The organism is Foetidibacter luteolus, from assembly GCF_009650435.1.
Classification (GTDB): Bacteria; Bacteroidota; Bacteroidia; order Chitinophagales; family Chitinophagaceae; genus Foetidibacter; species Foetidibacter luteolus.
The window spans coordinates 101,768-122,793 of the sequence record NZ_VVIP01000012.1 but is presented as its reverse complement, the minus strand read 5'-3'; the positions used below and the strand labels follow the sequence as shown (position 1 = coordinate 122,793).

Below are 21,026 nucleotides of genomic sequence, written 5' to 3'. Positions count from 1 at the left end.
ATTACTGTGGGTATAAAGTATCCCTGGTTTATGCCCGCTCGTACCTAACAGATAATGATATATACATTGCAATGCCGGCAGCCATTACAGCGAACCCGATATTGCCGTAAAGCCCTGGCCATGCAGCCTTTGTAAACAGCATTTCGCCCAGCAGGGTAAATACAATGGCAGTTACCTGTGTGGCTTCTACGGTTGCCATGGCTATAGGGTTATGCTTTACCATTTGCATGGCTTTGTAAAAAAGCCCTGTGCCCAGTACGCCGGAGAAAAAGGCGGCGCAAAGGGATGACAGAACCTGTACCCGGCCCGGCAGCCCCGAGGAAAAATACCCGTATAACGAGGTAAGAAGCGACACCGGCAGGCTGCCAAGCGCCATACCCAGCACCCGCTGCATGGCATTCATTCGTATTTGCTTTTGCTCCAGGGCCAGTAATAATTTGCGGTTACCGAGCGGCCATAAAAAAGCAGCGGCCAGCGCAGGTAATATGCCGGCTATTATGGTAGCGGGGTTTTCTGTTGCCTTTAGCCTTTCCATTTGCATGATAAGCAAACTGCTAACCAGGAACACCGATAATAACAGCGCCTTATACGGGATAACTTTCCTGCTGTCTTTGTAAATAAAAGGGGAAAGCAGCAGCCCTGCTACAATGGTTGTTTCAAAAGCTGCCGCGGCCAGCCAGCCGGGTGAAAGCTCCGCCGCATATACCAGCAGCGCATAAAATAATCCATAGCCAATACTGCCCCACAACAGAAAAACACCAGGCATGCGCATAAAAGTTGATAGGAAACTCTTTAGTTGCCTGCGGGCAGCCAGTATGCCTGCAAGAAATGGTATCAGCAACAGGTAACGCAAAGAGGCCGTCCAGGCCCAGCTATTACCTTTAAACGCCATTACACTGTTTACCACCAGCCCGGCGGAAAGAAAAAAATTACTCAGGATACCCAAAGCTGTTGCCTGGAATATCCTTTTTACATGTACCATAAAAAGAAAAAATTGCCGCCGCGGGTAATACGCCGTTATGTGTAAAAGAACTTTTAAACCGGCAGGCCAGTATGCTGGTAGCCCGGCCCACCGGCGGGGGGTATATGATATGTCAATAGCTATTTTACAAGCCGGGCTGCATACCAGCAACAGCCCGGCTGCATTGGTTGTATCAACTAATAATTTTCTTCCTCCTCCTCTTGTTCTTCTTCCATGCCGCCAACATCGCCCATGCGTTCGCCTGCATTGTTCATTTTGTATTGCGCCAGGTTAAAGCTGTAATACTTCTTCACTGTTTTGTCCTGCAACAGCTTGTCGAGGGCAGCCAGGTGGCCGGCCAGTTCGGCAGACAACTCTTTAAACACTTTGTAAGCATCATCTGTTGGCTTGTTTTCGCCATTTTCAATAATGCGCTGCAAAGCGGCAATTTTGTTATTCAACCTGATGGGATAGTTGAGCGGGTCCTGGTTACTTTGGTTCTTCACCTGGTAAATGGCCTGTTCAATTACGCTTAGCTGGTCAATAATTTTCTTGTTCTTTTCAGCAACACCGGCCTTTGTCATACTGTCTTTAATATTCCTGATTTTTATTACCGCCTCATTGGCTTTGCTGGTTTCATCACGCACCTGCATGGCCAGCTTGAATTGTTCCTGTATGTCGGCTTCGGTTACGCTGGTAAGCCGTGGGTCTAACCGTACTTCAAATGCCTGGGTAATGGTTTCTCCACCCACAGTTAACCTTGCCTGGTATTGGCCCGGTGTGGCAACAGGCCCCATTTGTGAACGCGCAGCCCACATAATCATGCCTTTAAAACCAGTGGCGCCGGGGTAACGTAAGTCCCATTCAAACTTGTTAAGACCAGCTTTTACGGTAGGAGGCTTGGGTGCGCCGCCAAAAAAGCTTTCTTCATCTCCACCGTCGTCATCAGATTTGGTGGAATCTGCTTTAGGTTTAGGTTTTTCGCCTTTAAAAGTTTGTACCAGCTTGCCGGCGGCATCCAGTATTTCAATTTTTACACTATCCACGTCTTTAGCCAGGTAATACTGGAAAACCGCGTTCTGTACTTTGCGCACAGCATAGTACGGCTTATAAAAATGAACGGCCTTGCTGGCTATCTCCGGCGTATATTCCCTTACAGGGGCTATATCATCCAGGATATACATAGAACGGCCATGTGTAGCAATCGCGAGGTCTTTTTCTGTAACGGCCATATCAGGCACTTGTGCATTGGGCAGGTTCATTTGCAAAGGCGACCAGCTTTCGCCATCGTTGAAAGACACCAGCACACCATGTTCAGTACCTGCGTACAGCAGCCCGGGTTTGGTGATGTCTTCACGAACAGCGTGCACAAAATCGCCTGCAGCAATGCCGTTCACTATTTTTTTCCAGGTTTTACCGTAATCATCCGTTTTCCAGATGTATGGCGCACGGTCGTTCATCTGGTAACGTTTGGCTGCCACATAGGCGGTACCGGCTTTATGGGGAGAAGCTTCAATAATGCTGATGCGTGTGTGCTTTGGCATGTCTGGCGGGGTAATATTCTGCCAGCTTTTGCCATGGTCGCGGGTAATGTGCAGCAAGCCGTCATCAGAGCCGGCCCAAATGGTATTCACTTCTTTTTGAGACGGCGCCAGCGCATACACGGTACCATAAATTTCAGGGCCGCTCATGTCGCGGGTAATAATACCGCCGCTTTCGCCCAGGGTAGCAGTATCGCCCAGTGTTAAATCCGGGCTAATCCTTTCCCAGGTCTGGCCACCATTTTGTGTAAACCAAACATGCTGGGAGCATACGTACATGCGGTTGCCATCAACAGGAGAAAATACGATAGGGAAAGTCCAGTGCACTCTTTCCGGTAAAGTTTTGGCGGCTTCGCCCATGAAATATCTTGGGTAAGGCTCCACCTCCCTGCGTTCGCCCGTAATGCGGTTAATGCGGGTAAGTGTGTTACTGTAACTGCCTGCGTAGAAGATGTCAGGATTTTTAGGGTCCTGGGCTATATAGCCGCTTTCGCCGCCACCCACTTCATACGCGTAACCCATGCCGCCTTTGGTGCTGTTGGTGCGGCTTACCATGTGGCGCCAGCCTTCGCTGGGCACAGCAATAGTAGTATTATCCTGCTGGGCGCCGGCTACGTGGTAAGGAAAATCTTTTGAAGCCGTAATATGGTACAATTGTGCTGTGGGAAAGTCTTCATCCGTCCAGGTTTGGCCGCCGTTAAGCGAAATAGTTCCGCCACCATCGTTGGCCTGTGCCATGCGCATGGGGTCAGTGGGGTCTATCCACAAATCGTGGTTATCACCATGTGGTACGCGTATGGTTTTATCAAACTTAACACCGCCATCAACAGACTTAAAGAAGCCCACGTTAAGCACATATACACCTTCTTTATCCTTTGGGTCGGCATAAATGCGGGTATAGTAAAAAGCACGCTGGCGCAGCTTTCTGTCGCTGTTGGTTTGTTTCCAGGTTTCTCCGCCATCATCAGAGCGAAAAACACCGCCTTCATTGGCTTCCACAATAGCCCATACGCGTTTGTTATCTACCGGCGATACCGTTACACCAATCTTACCAATTGGGCCGGCCGGCATGCCGGGTTTGGCGGTCAACTCTGTCCAGGTTTCGCCGCCGTCTGTTGACTTAAATAAACCGCAGGCGCCACCGCCACCCCACATTTTCCAGGGCGTACGGTACACTTCCCAAATAGAAGCGTATACAATGTCTGGGTTCACCGGGTCAATAATCAAATCAGCAGCCCCGGCTTTATCTCCTTTGTACAATACTTTCTTCCAGCTTTTGCCGCCATCGGCTGTTTTATAAACACCCCTTTCTTCATTAGCGCCAAAAGCGTGGCCAAGTACGGAAACATATACAATGTCAGGATTTTTGGGGTGCACCCTTACCCTTGAAATGGTCTGCGAATTTTTCAGCCCTACATTCTTCCAGGTTTTGCCTGCATCGGTTGATTTGTAAATGCCGTCGCCCTGCATAATGTTACCCCTGAATTCCGATTCACCGGTGCCTATGTACACAATATCCGGGTTAGATTCTGATATGCCAACCGCGCCAACAGATGAGCAGTTTATTTGCCCGTCTGTCACGGGCTTCCAGGTAAGGCCGCCATCAGTGGTTTTCCAAAGGCCGCCGCCAGTTGCGCCAAAGTAGTATTCATTTTTGCGGCTTGATGACCCTGCAATACCCAGCGAACGGCCGCCACGGTTGGGGCCAACGTTTCGGTATTTCATGGTTTTATACAAAGCGGTATCCAACTGCTGCGCATGCAATTGCACACCAACAGCCAGCGCCACCACTATAATGGTAAAGGTTTTGTGCATTTTGCTGAATGCTTTTTTCATTGCTGTTAAATTTTTTTAGCTGTTAATAAAACCTGTCAAATGCACTATCAGCCAGGGTATGTTTATGAATGCAGCGGTATTGCTTTTAAGCTTTTTATTTTTGGTGACAAACTGCGGCATTTCAATTAAGCATCGTTGTGTCACTCACTTGTACTTTCTGTTTTTCATGGCGACATTTAAGCGGGTATTAAACTATCCTTTGTATTCTTCCGTAACCGAACAGGCTATCAGTAAATCTGCAACTGCCAGTAAAACCCTGGCAGGCCGCCGCTCTGCAAAGCGTGGTACTGGTGTTGCGGCCCGCCGGTTTTACTGCTCTTTTTGACACGAACGATAGGAAACGCTTATAAAATGCTTTCTGCTTAATGAATGCCTGCCAATGTCATTAAGTTAAGGTTGTCAGCCTGAGCTTGTCGAAGGCGGATTCATGAAAAAGTAACTTGTATAACCCGGTTTCGACAAGCTCAACCTGACATTCAGAGCTTAACTTAATGACATTGGGATGCCAACTTCGGGCATCCAGGGCTGACAACTTTAGTAATTTTCCTCTTCTTCCATTTCTTCCTCGTTACCTACATCATCATATTCACCGGAGCTGCCGTTAGAGGCGGTCTCTTCTTTCTGGCCTGGTTTATATGTATCAAACTTTTTAACAGCCTTGTTTTGCAACAGGCTATTTAAAGTAGCCAGGTAGCCGTCCAGTTCAGCAGACAATTCTCCAAACACTTTGTAAGCCCCATCTGTGGGTTTGGCATCACCGGTTTCTATACTGCGCTGTAACGAGGCGAGGCGGTTGTTAATCTTAATTGGATAGTTGAGGGGGTCCTGGCTGCTCTGGTTTTTAACCTGGTACAGAGATTCTTCTACGGCACTTAAATCGGCCAGTATTTTCTTATTAGCAGTTTCGGCTCCGGCCTTTTTGATGTTTTCCTTAATACTGCGTATGTGTATTACCGCTTCATTAGCCTCTGTAGTTTTGTCGCGTACCTGCATGGCCAGCTTAAACTGTGCCTGTGCATCCGCTTCGGTAACTCCTTGCAGGCGTGGGTCAAGCCTTACCTCAAAGGTTTGAGATAAGGTTTGGCCACCTGTGGTTAGCCTTACCTCGTATTTGCCGGGAGGCGCAGATGGCCCGTTATTGCCCCTTGCACCCCAGATAATCATTCCTTTGAATGATGCGGCTGCAGGATACTGCATCATCCATTCAAACCTGTTAAGGCCGGCCGCCATTTTAGGTTGTTGCTGTCCACGACCATAAAAGCTTTCTTCATCAGATTCTTCTTTGCCTTCTTTAGATGGCTTTGGTTTAACACCGTAGAAAGTGTTTACCAGGGAGCCAGCCGCGTCAAATATTTCAATTTTCAGGCTGTCAGCATCTTTGGGAAGGAAGTATTGTATCAGCGCATTCTGTACACGGCGAACCGCATAGTAAGGTTTAAACAAATGAATACCATTGGCTATTTCAGGTTTGTATTCACGAATAGGCGCTACATCATCCAATACATAAATTGAGCGGCCATGCGTGCCTATTACTATATCTTTCTCGGTAACCAGCAGGTCAGACACCTGGGTGTTGGGCAGGTTAAGTTGCAAAGGCTGCCAGTTTTCGCCATCATTAAACGAAACCCAAACGCCGTGCTCAGTACCTGCATACAACAAACCGGGGCGAACTACATCTTCTCTTACCGCGTGTACATAATCTCCTGCTGAAATGCCGTTTATGATCTTCTTCCAGGTTTTGCCGTAATCATCTGTTTTAAAAATATAAGGCTCCCTGTCGTTCATCTGGTAGCGCTTGGCGGCAACATAGGCTGTTCCGGCTTTGTGGCGGGATGCGTCTATAATGCTTACCCTGCTGTCTTTAGGCAAACCGGGCGGGGTAATGTTTTGCCAGCTTTTACCGTTGTCCTGCGTAATGTGTACCATGCCATCATCAGAGCCAGCCCATATTGTGTTTACATCGTGATAAGATGGCGCCAAAGCGAAAACGGTGGCATAAATTTCAGGGCCATTCATATCCCTTGTAATAACACCGCCGCTGATGCCGAGAGTAGCGGTATCGGCATAGGTTAAATCCGGGCTTATTTTTTCCCAGCTCTGGCCATCGTTGGTTGTCATCCACACGTGTTGGGAGCATGTATACAGGCGATTGGGATCGATAGGAGAGAAAACAATCGGGTAAGTCCATTGCCATCTTTCAGGCAACACCTTGGCTTCTTCGCCGCTAAAGAAACGCGGATACACCTGCACGTCCCTTGTTTGGCCGGTTGCACGGTTAATGCGGGTTAACAGGGCACCCTGGCTGCCTGCGAAGAAAATGTCGGGGTTTTTCGGGTCTTGTGTAATGTAGCCGCTTTCGCCACCGCCAACAGCATAGGCGTAACCCATACCAGGCTTAATAGAATTGCTGCGGGTGTTCATGTGGTTCCATCCTTCGCTTGGTACAGCAATGGTGGTATTATCCTGCTGGGCACCGGCTACATGGTAAGGAAAATCGTTGGTAACAAAAATATGGTACAACTGGGCTGTGGGAAAATCCTCATCTGTCCAGGTAGTGCCGCCGTTAATGGAAACGGTACCGCCGCCATCGTTGGCTTCTGCCAGGCGCAATGGGTCGTTAGGGTCAATCCACAAATCGTGGTTATCGCCGTGCGGCACACGTATGGTTTTATCAAAAGTTACACCGCCGTCTGTTGATTTGTAAAAGCCCACGTTAAGGCCCCAGATGCCGTTTTTATCTTTAGGATCGGCATAAATGCGGGTATAATAAAAGGCCCGCTGACGAAGTTTTCTTTCGTTGTTCACCATCTTCCAGGTTTCGCCGCCATCATCGGAACGGAAAAGGCCCCCTTCATTGGCTTCTACCTGTGCCCATACCCTTTTTGAATCAGCCGGAGAAACAGCCACCCCTATTTTGCCAATAGGGCCGGCGGGCATGCCCGGTTTTGCGGTGAGCTCAGTCCAGGTGGCGCCGCCATCAGTGGTTTTAAACAAACCACAGGCACCGCCGCCGCCCCACATTTTGTAGGGGGTGCGTGTTACCTGCCAAATTGAAGTGTAAACAGTTTCAGGATTATTTACATCAATCACCAAATCTGCAGCGCCGGCTTTATCGCCTTTGTACAGTATTTTTTTCCAGGTTTTACCGCCATCAGTGGTTTTAAATACGCCCCTTTCTTCGTTAGGGCCGTAAGCATGGCCTAGTACTGACACGTACACAATATCCGGGTTGGTGGGGTGTATGCGGATGCGGGAAATAATCTGTGAATTTTTGAGGCCGATGTTTGTCCAGGTTTTACCGGCGTCTGTTGATTTGTAGATACCATCACCCTGCATGATGTTGCCGCGGAATTCTGACTCTCCCATACCTATGTACACGATATCGGGGTTGGTTTCTGATACCGCTACAGCGCCAACCGAAGAGCTGGCCAACTGGCCATCGGTAACGGGTTTCCAGCTAAGGCCGCCGTCTATGGTTTTCCACAGGCCGCCACCTACCGCACCAAAATAATATTCCAGCTTGCGTTTGCCGCTGCCGGCAACGGCCAGCGAACGGCCACCCCTGTTGGGGCCAATGTTACGCCAGGCCATGCCTTTAAAAACATCCGGGGATGTTTGGGCCTGCATTTCTGTAACGGTTAAGCTTAAAGCCAGGCCTGCCAGGCCTATCATCTTTGCTATTCCTAATGTTTTCATTGTAGTGTTTGTTTGTAAATTTTCAATGGCTGTTTGCAAGAATGTTTTTTAAAGCCTATGCTGGCTTACCCGCTCCCTCTTCCGGGGAAGAGGGGCAGATAAGTTTTCGGCGATAGTAGCTTTTGTGTACAGGCCGGTTGTTGCACCGGTGTGCTGAAGAGAGGACCAACCGTACAAGAGTGCGACGCAACGATGCTACATTCCTGTTCTTCTGCCGGGCCCATAAAAATTCTTCAGCAGGTACGGCGCAGCCGTAGCCCGTACTATTGGTAGGCCTCGTTTTGCTCGATATTGCTGTTGGCATCTACCTCGAAGGAAGGCATTGGAAATACCTGCCTGCCCGGTATGGTAAGGCTAACCGGAGGGCCGTTCTTTCTTTCTACGTTTACCAGTTGGGTAAGCGCCTGGCCTGTTCTTACATAATCGAAGAAGCTGTGCCCTTCGAAAGCGAACTCCAGTTGCTGCTCGTTCCAGATAGCAGCAAGAACAGCGGCCTGGCCGGAGGGATTAACCTCGTCTACACCGGCACGTTTGCGGACAACGTTAAGGTCTGCAATGGCGCCGGTAAGGTCGTTGGTTTTGGCCCTGGCCTCTGCACGGTTGAGGTACATTTCGGCAATGCGCAGGATGTGGATGTTATCAATATTGCCTGCTTTATTGTACTTGGTTGGATAGTAGATACCTGCTGAAGCTGCAAAACCAAAGAGTGTACCCCTGATGTCTTTAGGATCTGCCTTTGCTTTTTCGTAAAAGCTTGTATGGGCCGCCAAATCTCCACGGCCACCGGAAGAGGTGGGGAAATACCAGTTGCGGATATTGCTTACGTCTGCAGCGTTGTAGTTAAGCTCGAATATTGATTCGGTGCTGAGCTTGGTAAGAAAGATATCCGTGTAGCTGGGGTTTAATGCGTAGTTGGCTTCGCCGATAACGAGGGTAGCATACTCCGCAGCCTTGGCAAAGTTGCCGGTGTACAGGTACAACCTGGATAAGAGCGCCCTGGCAGCGCCTTTGGAAGCCTGCGACCTGTCTGCCGTGGAAAGCAGCAGGTTTTCGGCCTGCAACAGGTCATCTTCTACCTGTTTGTAAGATGCATCCAGCGTTGCCCTTGGGGGGAAGGAGCTTTCGTCTATCTGGCGCGAAGGTGTTAGCGTAATAGGTACACCCAGGGCGCCTACAACGCCAGGCACGCCGCCGTACAACCTGGTAAGATCGAAATAAGCGAGGGCCCTAACAAAATAAGCCTGGCCCATCATTTTGTTCTTGTCAGCGTCAGAAGCATCGGCAAGGCCCGGGGCCGCAGCTATGAGGTTGTTGGCCTGGTTAATGGCCCTGTATGCCCTGGCATAAAAGTTACCGTTTTCTGTATTGCCGAGTGATACCTGGTAGTTATCCATTTCACGGTAAAAATCCCAGGTGCCGATGCTTTGCCCCTGGTTGGAGCTAACATCGCTGATGATTAAGAAATTGCTGCCGTAGTAGTTGCTGTTCTGCAATTCGTTATACAGGCCCGCCATAGCGGCTATGCCACCCTTGCGGTTGGTAATGGAAGAGGCATCCTGCACTTCGTTTTGCGGTGACTGGTCCAATACCTTATTGCAGGAAGTTGTAAAAACAAGGCCAGCCATGATAAAGGCATAACCCAGTTTATATAGTGACGCCGAAGGCAAAACGGCTTTTGTTGCTGTTACTGTTTTCATCTAAAATATGTTTTAAGAGTTTTAAACATGATTGGCATGACATGGAAAACCCATGCCCGGCATCTTTTTGAGAGGTGCTTGAAACCACCTGCTGAGATGGTTTGCCAGTGTGCTAAAATGTTACATTAATACCCGCCATAATTGTTTTAGGCTGCGGCATTGTATAAAACTCTATGCCCTGTGTTAACGCGTTGGAGGCCGTACCTGTAAGTTCAGGGTCGAGACCAGTGTAGTTGGTGATGGTCCATATATTCTGCGCAGAAACATAAATTCTTGCTGAAGACATTTTTATGCTGCGTGCCAGGGATGAAGGCAACGTATAGCCGAGCGAAATGTTTTTAAGGCGCATGTAGCTTCCATCTTCCAGGAAGCGGGAAGGCCTGAGATCGCTGGCATAGTTGGCCGCCGTCATTTTGGGTATCATGGTAATATCACCGTCATTCTGCCACCTGTCTAACTGGCTGAGAGAGAAATTGGTTGACCTTGTGCCGCCATGCTCCTGGAAAAACCTGTTCCAGTGCAACTGTTTGTTGCCCTGTGAGAACTGGAAGAAGAACATGAGATCGAAACCCTTAAAGCTGAGGTTGTTGGTGAAACCGCCGGTGAAATTGGGATTGGCGGTACCTACAATGCGGCGGTCGTTGTTAACGTCGAACTGGCCATCGCCGTTTACGTCTTCAAACTGGATGGCGCCGGTTTTAGGATCAACACCTGTTTGGGGGTTAAGATAGAAGGAGAACATCTGGCCACCTTCCTGGTAACGGTAAATATCCCTGTTATATACATTGAAAGGAGCTGCCAATTTCAATATCTTGTTCCTGTTGAACGACATATTTAGGCTGGTGCTCCAGGTAAGGCCGCTTTTGGAGCGGACAATATCGCCACTGATGCCGAATTCGAAGCCTTTGTTCTCCAACTCGCCATAGTTTTGCGTAAGAACATTAAAACCTGTGGAGCGGGGCAGCGATACATCCAGCAAGAGATCCTGCGTTTTTTTGTAGTAGTAATCGGCGGTGATATTTAACCTGTTTTGAAAAAGGCTGATATCAATGCCTATATCTGTTTGTTTGGTTGTTTCCCATTTTAAGTTGGGGTTGGCCAATTGCGTAGGGCTGATACCCGGCAAATCCGCATAAGCCGCGCCACCCCAAAGGCCAAGTGCCTGGAAATCTTTAATACCACTTTGGTTACCTGTAATGCCGTAGCTTCCGCGGATTTTTAATGTGTTAAGCGCCGGGATATCCTGCAGGAATTTTTCTTCAGTTAATACCCAGCCCAAACCCACTGAGGGGAAAGTACCGTACTGGTTGGCTTTACCGAAACGGGAAGAGCCATCTCTTCTGACATTTACAGTAAGCAGGTATTTGCGGTCGTAATCGTAATTAACGCGGGAAAAAACAGAACCTATACCCCAACTGGTGCCGGTGGTTGTGGCTGTTTGAATAGCTGCCGCGGTAACTTCTTTAAAATCATCGCTGGGGAACTGAGTGCCGGTTACAGAGATAACTGAGGTGGTTGATTTTTGAACAGTGGTACCCACCAGGGCGCTTACTGAGCTTTTACCAAATTTAAAATTGTAGCTCAATACGTTTTCCTGTATCCAGTTGTTGTTGTTGGTGCTTAACGCCTGCGCCCTGCCGTTTACAGCAGAGCCGCCATTGGTTTTAGAATTGTCGTAAACGGTTTCTTCAACATTACTGTAGTCAAGGCTATAGCTGGATTTAAGCTTTAGGCCGTGTATAAACTCATATTCCGCATAAATGCTGCCCACAAAGCGGTTGGTCATCATAGCCAGGTCGCTTTCTGCAATGGCTGCCACCGGATTTTCGAACGTAGGTATTTTAAAATAAGAACCATCGGCATTATAAACGCCCCTGTCTGTAGGATAGAAGAAAGTGCCTTCCAAGCCGCCGGAAATGTTATCGTCATTTCTCAACCTGCCCCGTTTGTTATAGGAGTATAAAAGGCTGGTTCCGATTTTAAGTTTTTCTATCGGAGTAAAGTCCAGGTTAACACGCCCTGTGCTGCGCACAAAATCGGATTTTTTCAATATGCCTTCCTGCAGCATGTTGTTGCCGGAAACCATATATTTTACTTTTTCGTTACCCCCGCTGATGGAGAGATCCACATTGCGCAATGCGCCTGTACGGAAGATAAGATCCGCCCAGTTGGTAGTGATGGCCGTATCGGGATTGCCGTACGGCGCCGGCTTACCATCGTTAACAGCAGCCTCATTCATTAGCCTTTCGAATGTGGGGCCATCTGTAACACCGGGTTTTTTAGGCGCTTTTTGGTTGCCATAGTAAAAGCCGAGTGCAATTTTAGCCTTGCCGCTGGCGCCACGCTTGGTAGTAATAAGTACCACGCCGTTGGCGGCACGGGCTCCATAAATGGCTGTTGCAGAGGCGTCTTTGAGAATTTCCATGGACTCGATATCGGCGGGGTTAATATCTGCCATAGGATTGGTAATACCACCGCCGATGCTAAGGCCGGAAAGATTATTGGATTGTACGGGAACACCATCAATAACGTAGAGGGGGTCGCTTGAAGCATTGATAGATGATGTACCACGAATGCGCACAAATACACCGCCGCCCGGGGTGCCGGAGTTGGTATTTACCTGTACGCCGGCCGCACGGCCCTGCAAAAGTTGGTCGGAGCTGGAAGCCGGGATATTGGATATTTCGGCCGCTTTAACAGAAGTAATGGCGCTGGTAAGCGTTTTACGGTTTTGCTGGCCGTAACCGGTAACCACAACCTCTGTCATGGAATTAAAAGCAGGAGCCAGTGAAATTTCAAAAAGAGAACGGTTGCCGACACCGATTTCCTGTTTTTGAAAGCCCACAAATTCAAAAACCAGCGTGTCTGAAGAAGATGAAACTTTTAACTGGAAGTTACCAGAGGCATCAGACACCGTGCCTTTTGCGCTTCCTTTCAGTGCTATGCTAACACCGGACAATGCACCTCCACCTTCCTGGGAGGTTACTTTACCTGACACGGTCCGGTCCTGGGCCGCTAGGCCAATGGATGCCAGGCAAAAAAGCGAAAAGAATAATCTGCTTTTCATAAGCTAATCAATAAATGGTTTATAAACAACAAGAGTATCCGGTGTTATAGAGCAAGCTTTAACGAAAACGGCTAGGATTAGAAGGGTAAATTTATATATTACAATAAAAATAATGTGACTATTAGTAATGTTAGCAACAGTAACTTTTGGTACTACAAGATTAGTTATTTTTTAAAAAAAAATTAAAATAAAATGTAAAAACAGTAAAATTTCCTAATGAACATTAAAAAAGGAGTAAAAAAATAGAGAGATTATAAAAAAATTTTGAAACAGCAGTAAAAATTACTGTTATATATAATATTTGTAGTAAAATATTGTAATTAATGATAGAAAATGACACAAAAACGCTTATAAACAACAGTGTTTCAATTATTAATGGGTAAAATTATTAAGATAGTTTAATAAATTGCATATTAATATTGTATTAAACATAATATGTTTTGAAGAAAGCGTTAACCATATTTTTTCTTCTGGTATTCAGTTTTTATGCCGGGGGGTTTTACTCCTTCTTCATTATATTTCAGCAACAGGCCCGCAAAGAAATAAAACAACAAATTAAGCGGGATGTACCTGTACGAGAACTAACTGCTATACATATAAGCCGTGACGGAAAAGACGAATTGGAATGGTTTGAGGAAGGAAAAGAGTTTCATTATCATAACATGATGTATGATGTGGTGAAGACTGAGCAATCCGCTGACAGTATTGTTTACTACTGCATTAACGATGTACAGGAAAAGAGCCTTTTTGCGTTTTTAGACAAAATGGTGCAGGACCACCTGGCCCATTCAAAAAAACTGGGCTCACTTAAAAGCCTGGAAAAAGTATGGCTTCCGCTTATAGTGCCTGCAGCAAGTGAAGATACCCGTCACTTTGATCATTTGGCAACCTTACCTTCCTACTACAAAAATCTTTATCAATCTGTTTCACTGGATATGCCTGCCCCGCCCCCAAAACCTTTCTCATAAACAACAAGAAAGTATCAGCAACACCCTTAGCAATAAGGGTGTTGTATATGTTTTTCTTGAAAAACCTCATTAAACAGTCCAGGCATATACCCCGGGTATTACCTGCACCGTCACAGAAGGTTTTGTTACCGGTAAATGGCTGCTAGCTTTTGGTTGATCAATCTTGGTGTCAGTCCCGAAATTTCGGGAGAACAGTTTTTCAGATTGGCGTTACTTTTTCTTGAACACCCCAATATCATCATAAAGAACTTAACAGTATTTGCGCACAATCTACCAGGAACAATTCCAATGGAGCCACCAGTTAAACGTATGCTGTTCGCAGACATTTCACTTAGGGTGAATATCATATACTGCGATACCAAAAGGCCACTTATTACGGTACAAACCACTGTTACTGACGTGCAGGTTATTGATTACTACTTAAACTACTGTAATGAGGAAGATTATACTTATCCAGGCATGCCTGCTGTTTGCTTTTGCAGGCATGGGCCAGGAGCTAACCATAGAAGACGAAGTAACACGCCAGCCCCTTGCAAGGGTACAGGTAGGCAACAAAAAAGCCGGCATAAGCCTGCAAACAAACAACCTGGGCAGAATTGGCATTTCGCCACTGCAAAACGTTGACAGCATATTCATATTCCTGTCGGGTTACCTGCAGCAGGTGGTAACCTATGATCAATTGCAACAACGGAAATTAAAAGTGCTGCTAAAAGAAGATCCCATTTCTCTTGAGGCAGTAGTAGTTACTGCCAGCAAATGGCGGCAGGATAAAAGGCAAACCCCCGCTAAAATTTCTGTCATCTCCCAAAAGGATATACTGCTGCAAAACCCGCAAACCGCGGCTGATTTACTGGGACAGGGAGGAGAAGTATTTATACAAAAAAGCCAGTATGGCGGCGGCAGCCCTATGATACGCGGCTTTTCTACCAACCGCGTTTTAATAACTGTTGACGGTGTGCGCATGAATACCGCCATTTTCCGCAGCGGCAACCTGCAAAACGTTATCTCGCTTGATCCTTTCTCCATCGAAAAAACAGAGGTGCAGTTTGGGCCGGGCTCAGTTATGTACGGCAGCGATGCCATTGGCGGTGTAATGAACTTCAGCACCTTATCTCCGGTATTGTCGTCAACTGGTCACACTTTCATAAAAGGCAATGCGCAGGCACGCTGGGCATCTGCCAGCAACGAAAAAACGGGGCACGTTGACCTTAACATAGGCCTGAAAAAATGGGCTTTTTTAACCAGTGCCAGCTACTTTGATTTTGACCACCTTAAAATGGGCAGCCATGGACCTGAAGAATACCTGCGGCCACATTATGTGCAAACCGTAAACGGTGTGGATGAAATGGTAACCAATCCCAATCCTGAAAAGCAGGTGCCTACCGGGTACAACCAATACAACCTTTTGCAAAAGGTACGCTTTGCGGCAAACGAACACTGGGATGTTCAATATGGCTTCCAGTATTCCAAAACCTCCGATTATTCCCGCTACGACCGGCTCCTGCGCTACCGTGGCAGCAACCTGCGCTCTGCGGAATGGTATTATGGCCCGCAGGAATGGATGATGAACAACCTTACCGTAACCAGCACGGCCCGCACAGCCTTATATGACCAAATGAAAATTGGCGCCGCACAGCAATACTTCAGGGAAAGCCGGCACGACAGGGATTTTCAAAAAACCACCAGGTACAACCGCATTGAAAAGGTAAATGCCTGGTCTTTCAATATTGACCTGGAAAAAACTTTAGCCCAAAAGCACACCCTGGGCTATGGCATTGAATTTATTTACAACAAAGTAACCTCTACCGGAACCGATGAAGATGTAAGCACTGGTAAATCGGTAGCCGGGGCACCCCGCTACCCGGATGGCGACGACTGGAAATCTTACGCGGCCTACCTTACCTATCGTTATAAAGCCAGCGAAAAATTAAGCCTGCAGGCCGGCACACGCTACAACCGCTATGTGCTTAATGCCGTGTTTGATACCAGCTTTTACCATTTTCCATTTTCCACCGCAAAAGTTAACGCCGGGGGGCTTACCGGCAGTGCTGGCCTGGTGTATAACCCCAGTAATACCTGGCAGTTAAGTGCTAACCTAAGCACAGGTTTCCGTTCGCCAAATGTGGATGACATGGGCAAGATATTCGAATCAACCCCGGGTTCCGTTGTGGTGCCCAATCCATCCCTCAAATCAGAGTATGCGTACAATATAGACGCTGGTATTGCCAAAACTTTTGGCGGCATTGTAAAAGTTGAGATAAGCGGCTTTTACACCTGGCTGGAAAATGCATTGGTGCGCCGCAACAGTACGTTAAACGGGCAGGACAGCATTGTGTACGATGGGGAATTAAGCCAGGTACAATCCATACAAAACGCCGCACAGGCAAGGGTATGGGGTGTAAGCGGCAATATAGAAATAAAGTTGCCCTCTGGCTTTGGCATTTCCAGCCGGTTGAACTACCAGAAAGGCGAGGAAGAGCTGGATGATGGCAGCACAGCACCATTAAGGCATGCGGCGCCATTTTTCGGCATAACGCACCTTACCTACTCCCGCAACCGCTTCAAGGCAGATTTTTATGCCGTTTACAACAGCCAGGTAAGCAACGCCAACCTGGCGCCGGAAGAGCAGGGCAAGGATTATATGTATGCCGTAGATGCGGATGGCAAACCCTACTCGCCATCCTGGGCTACGTTTAACCTGAAAGCCATGTACCAGCTTACGGATAACTTTATGTTTACGGCGGCTTTGGAAAACATAACAGACCGCCGATACAGGCCCTACTCATCGGGCATTGTATCGCCGGGAAGAAACTTTATTATTTCCGCAAGGGTAAGTTTCTAAAACATCCCCTGCATTACAACAATTTACAAAACCGCCTTTTTAAAAGGGCGGTTTTGCTTTTGGTGGCAGGGGTCCGGTACTTCTATGAGGCATCGTTGCGTCGCACTACGTTCATCAGTTAGTTTTCATGGCATCTTTTCAGCCCCGGGTAGAATGTCTGAACCAGGATTTTGCGGTGATGTTACTGATTGAACTGATAGCCGCAGTGTCTGCCGCCTTTGGCGCCAGACACGTTGGCACTATTATGTACAAAAAATGTTGCCGTGTAATAAAGAGCTACGCTGATGACAGAATGGGGGCGCCCAAACTCAATACTGCAGGATTAAGTAGAATAAGCGCATTACCCAACATGTGTTCCGGCGGAACACTTTGTGGGTAGAATACATTGCGGGGTGTTAGCTTGGCGTTCCAGAGGAACGCTTTGTGCCCGTATCAGCAGGGATGAGCACAAAATGTTCCTCAGGAACATAGTATTACCTTGGGCTTATTGTGCCTAATCCTATTTATAATATTCTCTATCAGGGGCTGAAAAGCCGCCCTTAGAACAGAACGATGAAAGGATTGCGACGCAACTGGGTGGCCACAAAGTACCAAAGCTGGCAACCAAAAAAAGATTGAAAAACGGACTTTATTCACCGACGGAAGAATGTTTGCTGTACCATTCCACAGTTTTTTCAAGGCCGATTTTAATGGTTACCGTTGGCTGGTAACCAATAACGGCAAAAGCTTTTGAAACATCGGCCAGGCTATGCTTTACATCCCCCTTACGCTCCGGCCTGTAAACCGGCGCTGCTGTTGTTCCTGTCGCATGACTGATGTGCTGCCACAACTCGTTTAAAGTAATAGAGGTGCCGCAGGCGATGTTCATTACTTCGTGCTGTGTAATATTATCCGCCAGCAACGCTTTTATGTTGGCCTGTACCACGTTTTCAACAAAGGTGAAATCGCGGCTGGTATTGCCATCGCCATTAATGTACGGGGCTTCGTTTTTTAACGCGGCCTGTATAAAAAGAGGTATCACTGCGGCATAGGGCCCGGCGGGGTTTTGCCTGGGGCCAAACACATTAAAGTAACGCAGGCCGATGGTATGAAACCCATATAAACGGGAAAAAACATCCGCATACAACTCATTAACATACTTGGTGACAGCATAGGGGGATAAAGGCTTGCCGATATTGTCTTCCTGCTTGGGCAGCACGGACGAATCGCCATAAGTGCTGGAACTGGCAGCATACAGCATCCGTTTTACCTGGGCTTCTTTAGCGGCCTGCAATATGTTAAGAAAACCGGAGATATTTACCTCGTTGATAGTAAGAGGATCGTTTATAGACCGTGGCACAGAACCCAAAGCGGCCTGGTGGCTAATATAATCCATACCCTGCACTGCAAGGCGGCAGGTACCGGCATCACGTATGTCGCCCTCCATTAATTCAAAGCCGGGGTGAGAAAGCCAGGGCTTAATATTGGCCGGCGAACCTGTGGCAAAATTATCCAGTACACGCACCCTGGCGGCGCCATATTGCAGCAGGTATTCCACAATATGAGAACCAATAAAACCGGCGCCCCCTGTTACCAGGAAGCTGCTGCCGCTTATATTTGCCTGGTGAAATTTAGTCTGGTACATAATTGCTGCATATATACAACAATTACACAGCCTGGTAAACTGTAAATAACAATTTAATGGCTGCAGCAGATTACCTGGCAATATTTAACTTCACCAGGCCTTAGCAGCAGGCATAATTAATACTTACTTCGTTTGGTTAACCCGTTTTAAAATCATATCAACCCAATAATATACCATGAGTACCCAGGTAAAAAATATTTCCAAACTAATGAGCCTTGTATTGCGCCATCAGCCGGAATATATTGGCCTTACCCTTAACGCAAATGGCTGGGCCAGCGTAGAAGAGCTTATCAACAGGATGAACAGCCACGGAATAGCTGTAAATAAAACGTTGCTTGAAGAAGTTGTAGTCACCAATAATAAACAGCGCTTTGCTTTTAATGAAGACAAAACGCTGATAAGGGGCAGCCAGGGCCACAGCATTGCTGTTGACCTTGAATTAAAAGAAAGCTTACCGCCGGATATTTTATACCACGGTTCAACCGTATCATCGGTTGAACTAATTATGCTTACCGGTATTAAGAAACAAAGCAGGCAGCATGTACACCTTAGCCAGGATACCAACACGGCCCAACAGGTAGGCGCAAGGCATGGCAAACCTGTTGTTTTGCAAGTAAATGCAAAAGCTATGTATGACCAGGGGTATCGTTTTTATATTTCAGCTAATAAAGTGTGGCTTACAGATGAAGTGCCCCCTCAATTTATATCGCTAAAGAATGCGAGTGAAAAATAAAAAGCAGGTACATAAGCACCTGCTTTTATCATAGATCAGCAACAATTTATCTTTCCCAGAATGGCGGAGGTTCAATACCCAATGAACGCAGGTAAACATAGCCCTGCCCACGGTGATGAATTTCGTTATCAATAAAGTAGAAAATAGTGGAGTAAACAGGTCCTTCGTATAAACCAAAAGCTACATCGTTCTGTTGAAACCTGCCCGGTTCCACCTGCTGCCATAGATTGTTTACTGTTTCAGTTACTTCATCCCAAAGCTGCAGCAGTTCTTCTTTTGTAGCCGGGGTAGCCAGTACAAAACCATCAGGCTTGCCAGGCACTTTCCAGGCGGAAGTGGCTACACCATAAATGCCGGGCAACGCCATGTTAACCATTTCCATAGCCAGCTCAGCAAATGGGCGCATACCGCCAATACTGTAGCTAAACAATTCTTTTTCAGGAAAGGTGTCAATAACACGGCGGGTTAAGGAGCGGTGCCCCTGCCAATGGGCCAGGAAAGCTTCTGAAGTTAATACCTGCTGTTCTGTAGCAGGTTGCAGTGTGTTGTTAAGAGTGGTATTCATGTGTTTTCTTTTTTGTTGATGTAAAGAAAACACCGGCCAGTGACAGCCTTATGTCAGCAGGAAATAAAAAAGTAAAGGAAATTATGAAACCTGGGTTTTGTCATCTACAACAGCGCCGGTTTCAACGGTATTGGCAGCGGCATGCTCTTTATGGGGCATCAGCCTTTTTTGAAACAGCAGCAATACTATTACCCCGAATGATATGGAAGCATCTGCCAGGTTAAATACAGGTTGAAAGAACTCAAACTGGTCGCCTCCCCAAACAGGAACCCAGGAAGGCAGGGTGGTATTGATAAGGGGGAAATAAAACATGTCAACCACTTTACCATGCAAAAAGCTGGCATAACCGCCACCGGGAGGAAAAAGCTGGGCCACATTTTGGATATAAGGGGTGCTCTCGTTGAAGATGAGACCGTAAAACATGCTGTCAATAAGGTTACCGAAAGCACCGGCATATATTAATGATGCACAGATAATAAAACCCCTGCTGTAGCCTTTACGGATAAAGTTGCGGATGATAAAAGTACCGGCTATAACGGCTACCAGCCTGAACAGTGTAAGAATAATTTTACCTACGCCACCGCCAAATTTCCAGCCCCATGCCATGCCCTCGTTCTCTACAAAATGCAGCCTGAACCAATTGCCAATTACGTTGTGCTCTTCGCCAAGGTAATAATGTGTTTTAATGTATACTTTGATGGCCTGGTCTGCTATTAAAATCGCCGCTATTAATAAAGCTGCATACTTACCCTTCACTATAAAAAATTTGGGGCAAAGATAAGGGAATTGGTTTCTGGCGATAACGCAATTAACAATAGCTGCAACGGGTTGAACAACAGTTGCAAAAGCACAAAATCAATACAAAAGCCTGTAGCCGTAAACAATACTACCCGGGCTGAAAAGCTGCGTAGAATTACCGAACGTACAAGTGAGTGACACAACCAAAGCCCAATAGTAGTATCACAGTCTGCGGCCAATACATAAAAACAACTTATTTTGAAGCTGAAAAAGAATTATTATGTACGAAACATTAACTGACAGGATATTGACTCTTTGCGATACCATACCTGCTCTGGTATTGCAGCTTCCGGAAAATGAGCTGACAGCCAGGCCTGCACCCGGCAAATGGAGCAAAAAAGAAATACTGGGGCATTTAATTGATTCAGCCGCCAATAACCACCAGCGTTTTGTACGTGGCCAGTTTGAACAGGAGCCGCAAATATTTTATGCACAAAATGAATGGGTAAGTTTTCAGCAGTACAATACCGCCAGCATGCAGCAGTTGTTAGCATTATGGCAGGCTTATAACAGGCACCTGGCTTACATAATAAGCCTGGTACCTGCCGAAAGCCTGGGCCGCCAATGCCGGGGAAGGGACGGTAATTTATATACGCTTTCTTACCTTATTGAAGACTACCTGGTGCACATGGAACACCATTTAAAGCAAATAATAACTTATAGCCAAGCACAAAACTAAGGTTGGTTACATAGTTGCA

The 21,026-nt window shown here is 47.0% G+C and carries 13 protein-coding genes; 5 read left to right on the top strand and 8 right to left on the bottom strand.

All coding sequences use genetic code 11. The annotated features are described in order from the left end of the window. Nucleotides 1-28: 28 nt before the first annotated feature. Both F0364_RS03470 and F0364_RS03465 read right to left on the bottom strand, forming a co-directional pair. On the bottom strand, nucleotides 29-982 hold the full coding sequence (locus F0364_RS03470) for a DMT family transporter (protein WP_153796358.1): 954 nt from the start codon (nucleotides 980-982) through the stop codon (nucleotides 29-31). 176 nt (nucleotides 983-1,158) lie between these two features. Then, nucleotides 1,159-4,338, bottom strand: a complete 3,180-nt coding sequence (locus F0364_RS03465) for a WD40/YVTN/BNR-like repeat-containing protein (RefSeq protein WP_153796357.1) — start codon at nucleotides 4,336-4,338, stop codon at nucleotides 1,159-1,161. A gap of 64 nt (nucleotides 4,339-4,402) precedes the next feature. On the opposite strand from F0364_RS03465, the gene F0364_RS03460 reads away from it, so the two are divergent. Next, the gene (locus F0364_RS03460; protein ID WP_153796356.1) at nucleotides 4,403-4,663 is read left to right on the top strand and encodes a hypothetical protein; all 261 of its coding nucleotides are present in this window, start codon (nucleotides 4,403-4,405) and stop codon (nucleotides 4,661-4,663) included. A 209-nt stretch (nucleotides 4,664-4,872) separates the two neighbouring features. On the opposite strand, the gene F0364_RS03455 is transcribed toward F0364_RS03460, so the two are convergent. The 3 genes from F0364_RS03455 to F0364_RS03445 all read right to left on the bottom strand — a co-directional run bounded on the left by F0364_RS03455 (nucleotide 4,873) and on the right by F0364_RS03445 (nucleotide 12,798). Further along, a complete protein-coding gene (locus F0364_RS03455) occupies nucleotides 4,873-8,034 on the bottom strand; it encodes a VPS10 domain-containing protein (protein ID WP_153796355.1) in 3,162 nt (1,053 codons plus the stop codon). Nucleotides 8,035-8,297: 263 nt separating this feature from the next. Beyond that, entirely contained in the window at nucleotides 8,298-9,731 is a 1,434-nt protein-coding gene (locus tag F0364_RS03450) for a RagB/SusD family nutrient uptake outer membrane protein (protein WP_207632492.1), read from the bottom strand. Between the two features lie 112 nt (nucleotides 9,732-9,843). Beyond that, the gene (locus F0364_RS03445; RefSeq protein WP_153796354.1) at nucleotides 9,844-12,798 is read right to left on the bottom strand and encodes a SusC/RagA family TonB-linked outer membrane protein; all 2,955 of its coding nucleotides are present in this window, start codon (nucleotides 12,796-12,798) and stop codon (nucleotides 9,844-9,846) included. 440 nt (nucleotides 12,799-13,238) lie between these two features. Between F0364_RS03445 and F0364_RS03440 the strand changes: the two genes are divergently transcribed. Both F0364_RS03440 and F0364_RS03435 read left to right on the top strand, forming a co-directional pair. Next, nucleotides 13,239-13,766 (top strand): hypothetical protein, encoded by a 528-nt coding sequence (locus tag F0364_RS03440; protein ID WP_153796353.1) that lies wholly within the window; start codon nucleotides 13,239-13,241, stop codon nucleotides 13,764-13,766. A 433-nt stretch (nucleotides 13,767-14,199) separates the two neighbouring features. After that, nucleotides 14,200-16,608, top strand: coding sequence for a TonB-dependent receptor plug domain-containing protein (locus tag F0364_RS03435; RefSeq protein ID WP_153796352.1), 2,409 nt, complete (start codon nucleotides 14,200-14,202; stop codon nucleotides 16,606-16,608). A 628-nt stretch (nucleotides 16,609-17,236) separates the two neighbouring features. On the opposite strand, the gene F0364_RS03430 is transcribed toward F0364_RS03435, so the two are convergent. Then, a complete protein-coding gene (locus F0364_RS03430; RefSeq protein ID WP_153796351.1) occupies nucleotides 17,237-18,232 on the bottom strand; it encodes an SDR family oxidoreductase in 996 nt (331 codons plus the stop codon). A 175-nt stretch (nucleotides 18,233-18,407) separates the two neighbouring features. On the opposite strand from F0364_RS03430, the gene F0364_RS03425 reads away from it, so the two are divergent. Continuing rightward, a complete protein-coding gene (locus F0364_RS03425) occupies nucleotides 18,408-18,965 on the top strand; it encodes an RNA 2'-phosphotransferase (RefSeq protein WP_153796350.1) in 558 nt (185 codons plus the stop codon). A 46-nt stretch (nucleotides 18,966-19,011) separates the two neighbouring features. Here F0364_RS03425 and F0364_RS03420 read toward each other — a convergent pair whose 3' ends face one another. Both F0364_RS03420 and F0364_RS03415 read right to left on the bottom strand, forming a co-directional pair. Next, nucleotides 19,012-19,530 carry a DinB family protein gene (locus F0364_RS03420; protein WP_153796349.1) on the bottom strand — a complete coding sequence of 173 codons (519 nt, stop codon included), beginning with the start codon at nucleotides 19,528-19,530 and terminating at the stop codon, nucleotides 19,012-19,014. Between the two features lie 81 nt (nucleotides 19,531-19,611). Continuing rightward, nucleotides 19,612-20,286: a lipoprotein signal peptidase gene (locus F0364_RS03415; RefSeq protein WP_153796348.1), complete on the bottom strand. Its 675-nt coding sequence runs from the start codon at nucleotides 20,284-20,286 to the stop codon at nucleotides 19,612-19,614. Nucleotides 20,287-20,548: 262 nt separating this feature from the next. On the opposite strand from F0364_RS03415, the gene F0364_RS03410 reads away from it, so the two are divergent. Then, a complete protein-coding gene (locus tag F0364_RS03410) occupies nucleotides 20,549-21,007 on the top strand; it encodes a DinB family protein (RefSeq protein ID WP_153796347.1) in 459 nt (152 codons plus the stop codon). Nucleotides 21,008-21,026 lie beyond the last annotated feature (19 nt).

Excerpts from the sequence above, each read along its gene's own strand:
- F0364_RS03455 (WP_153796355.1), bottom strand. The coding sequence starts at position 8,034 with ATGAAAACATTAGGAATAGCAAAGATGATAGGCCTGGCAGGCCTGGCT.
- F0364_RS03435 (WP_153796352.1), top strand. The coding sequence starts at position 14,200 with ATGAGGAAGATTATACTTATCCAGGCATGCCTGCTGTTTGCTTTTGCA.
- F0364_RS03430 (WP_153796351.1), bottom strand. The coding sequence starts at position 18,232 with ATGTACCAGACTAAATTTCACCAGGCAAATATAAGCGGCAGCAGCTTC.
- F0364_RS03460 (WP_153796356.1), top strand. The coding sequence starts at position 4,403 with ATGAATGCAGCGGTATTGCTTTTAAGCTTTTTATTTTTGGTGACAAAC.
- F0364_RS03445 (WP_153796354.1), bottom strand. The coding sequence starts at position 12,798 with ATGAAAAGCAGATTATTCTTTTCGCTTTTTTGCCTGGCATCCATTGGC.
- F0364_RS03465 (WP_153796357.1), bottom strand. The coding sequence starts at position 4,338 with ATGAAAAAAGCATTCAGCAAAATGCACAAAACCTTTACCATTATAGTG.
- F0364_RS03425 (WP_153796350.1), top strand. The coding sequence starts at position 18,408 with ATGAGTACCCAGGTAAAAAATATTTCCAAACTAATGAGCCTTGTATTG.
- F0364_RS03410 (WP_153796347.1), top strand. The coding sequence starts at position 20,549 with ATGTACGAAACATTAACTGACAGGATATTGACTCTTTGCGATACCATA.
- F0364_RS03470 (WP_153796358.1), bottom strand. The coding sequence starts at position 982 with ATGGTACATGTAAAAAGGATATTCCAGGCAACAGCTTTGGGTATCCTG.
- F0364_RS03420 (WP_153796349.1), bottom strand. The coding sequence starts at position 19,530 with ATGAATACCACTCTTAACAACACACTGCAACCTGCTACAGAACAGCAG.
- F0364_RS03450 (WP_207632492.1), bottom strand. The coding sequence starts at position 9,731 with ATGAAAACAGTAACAGCAACAAAAGCCGTTTTGCCTTCGGCGTCACTA.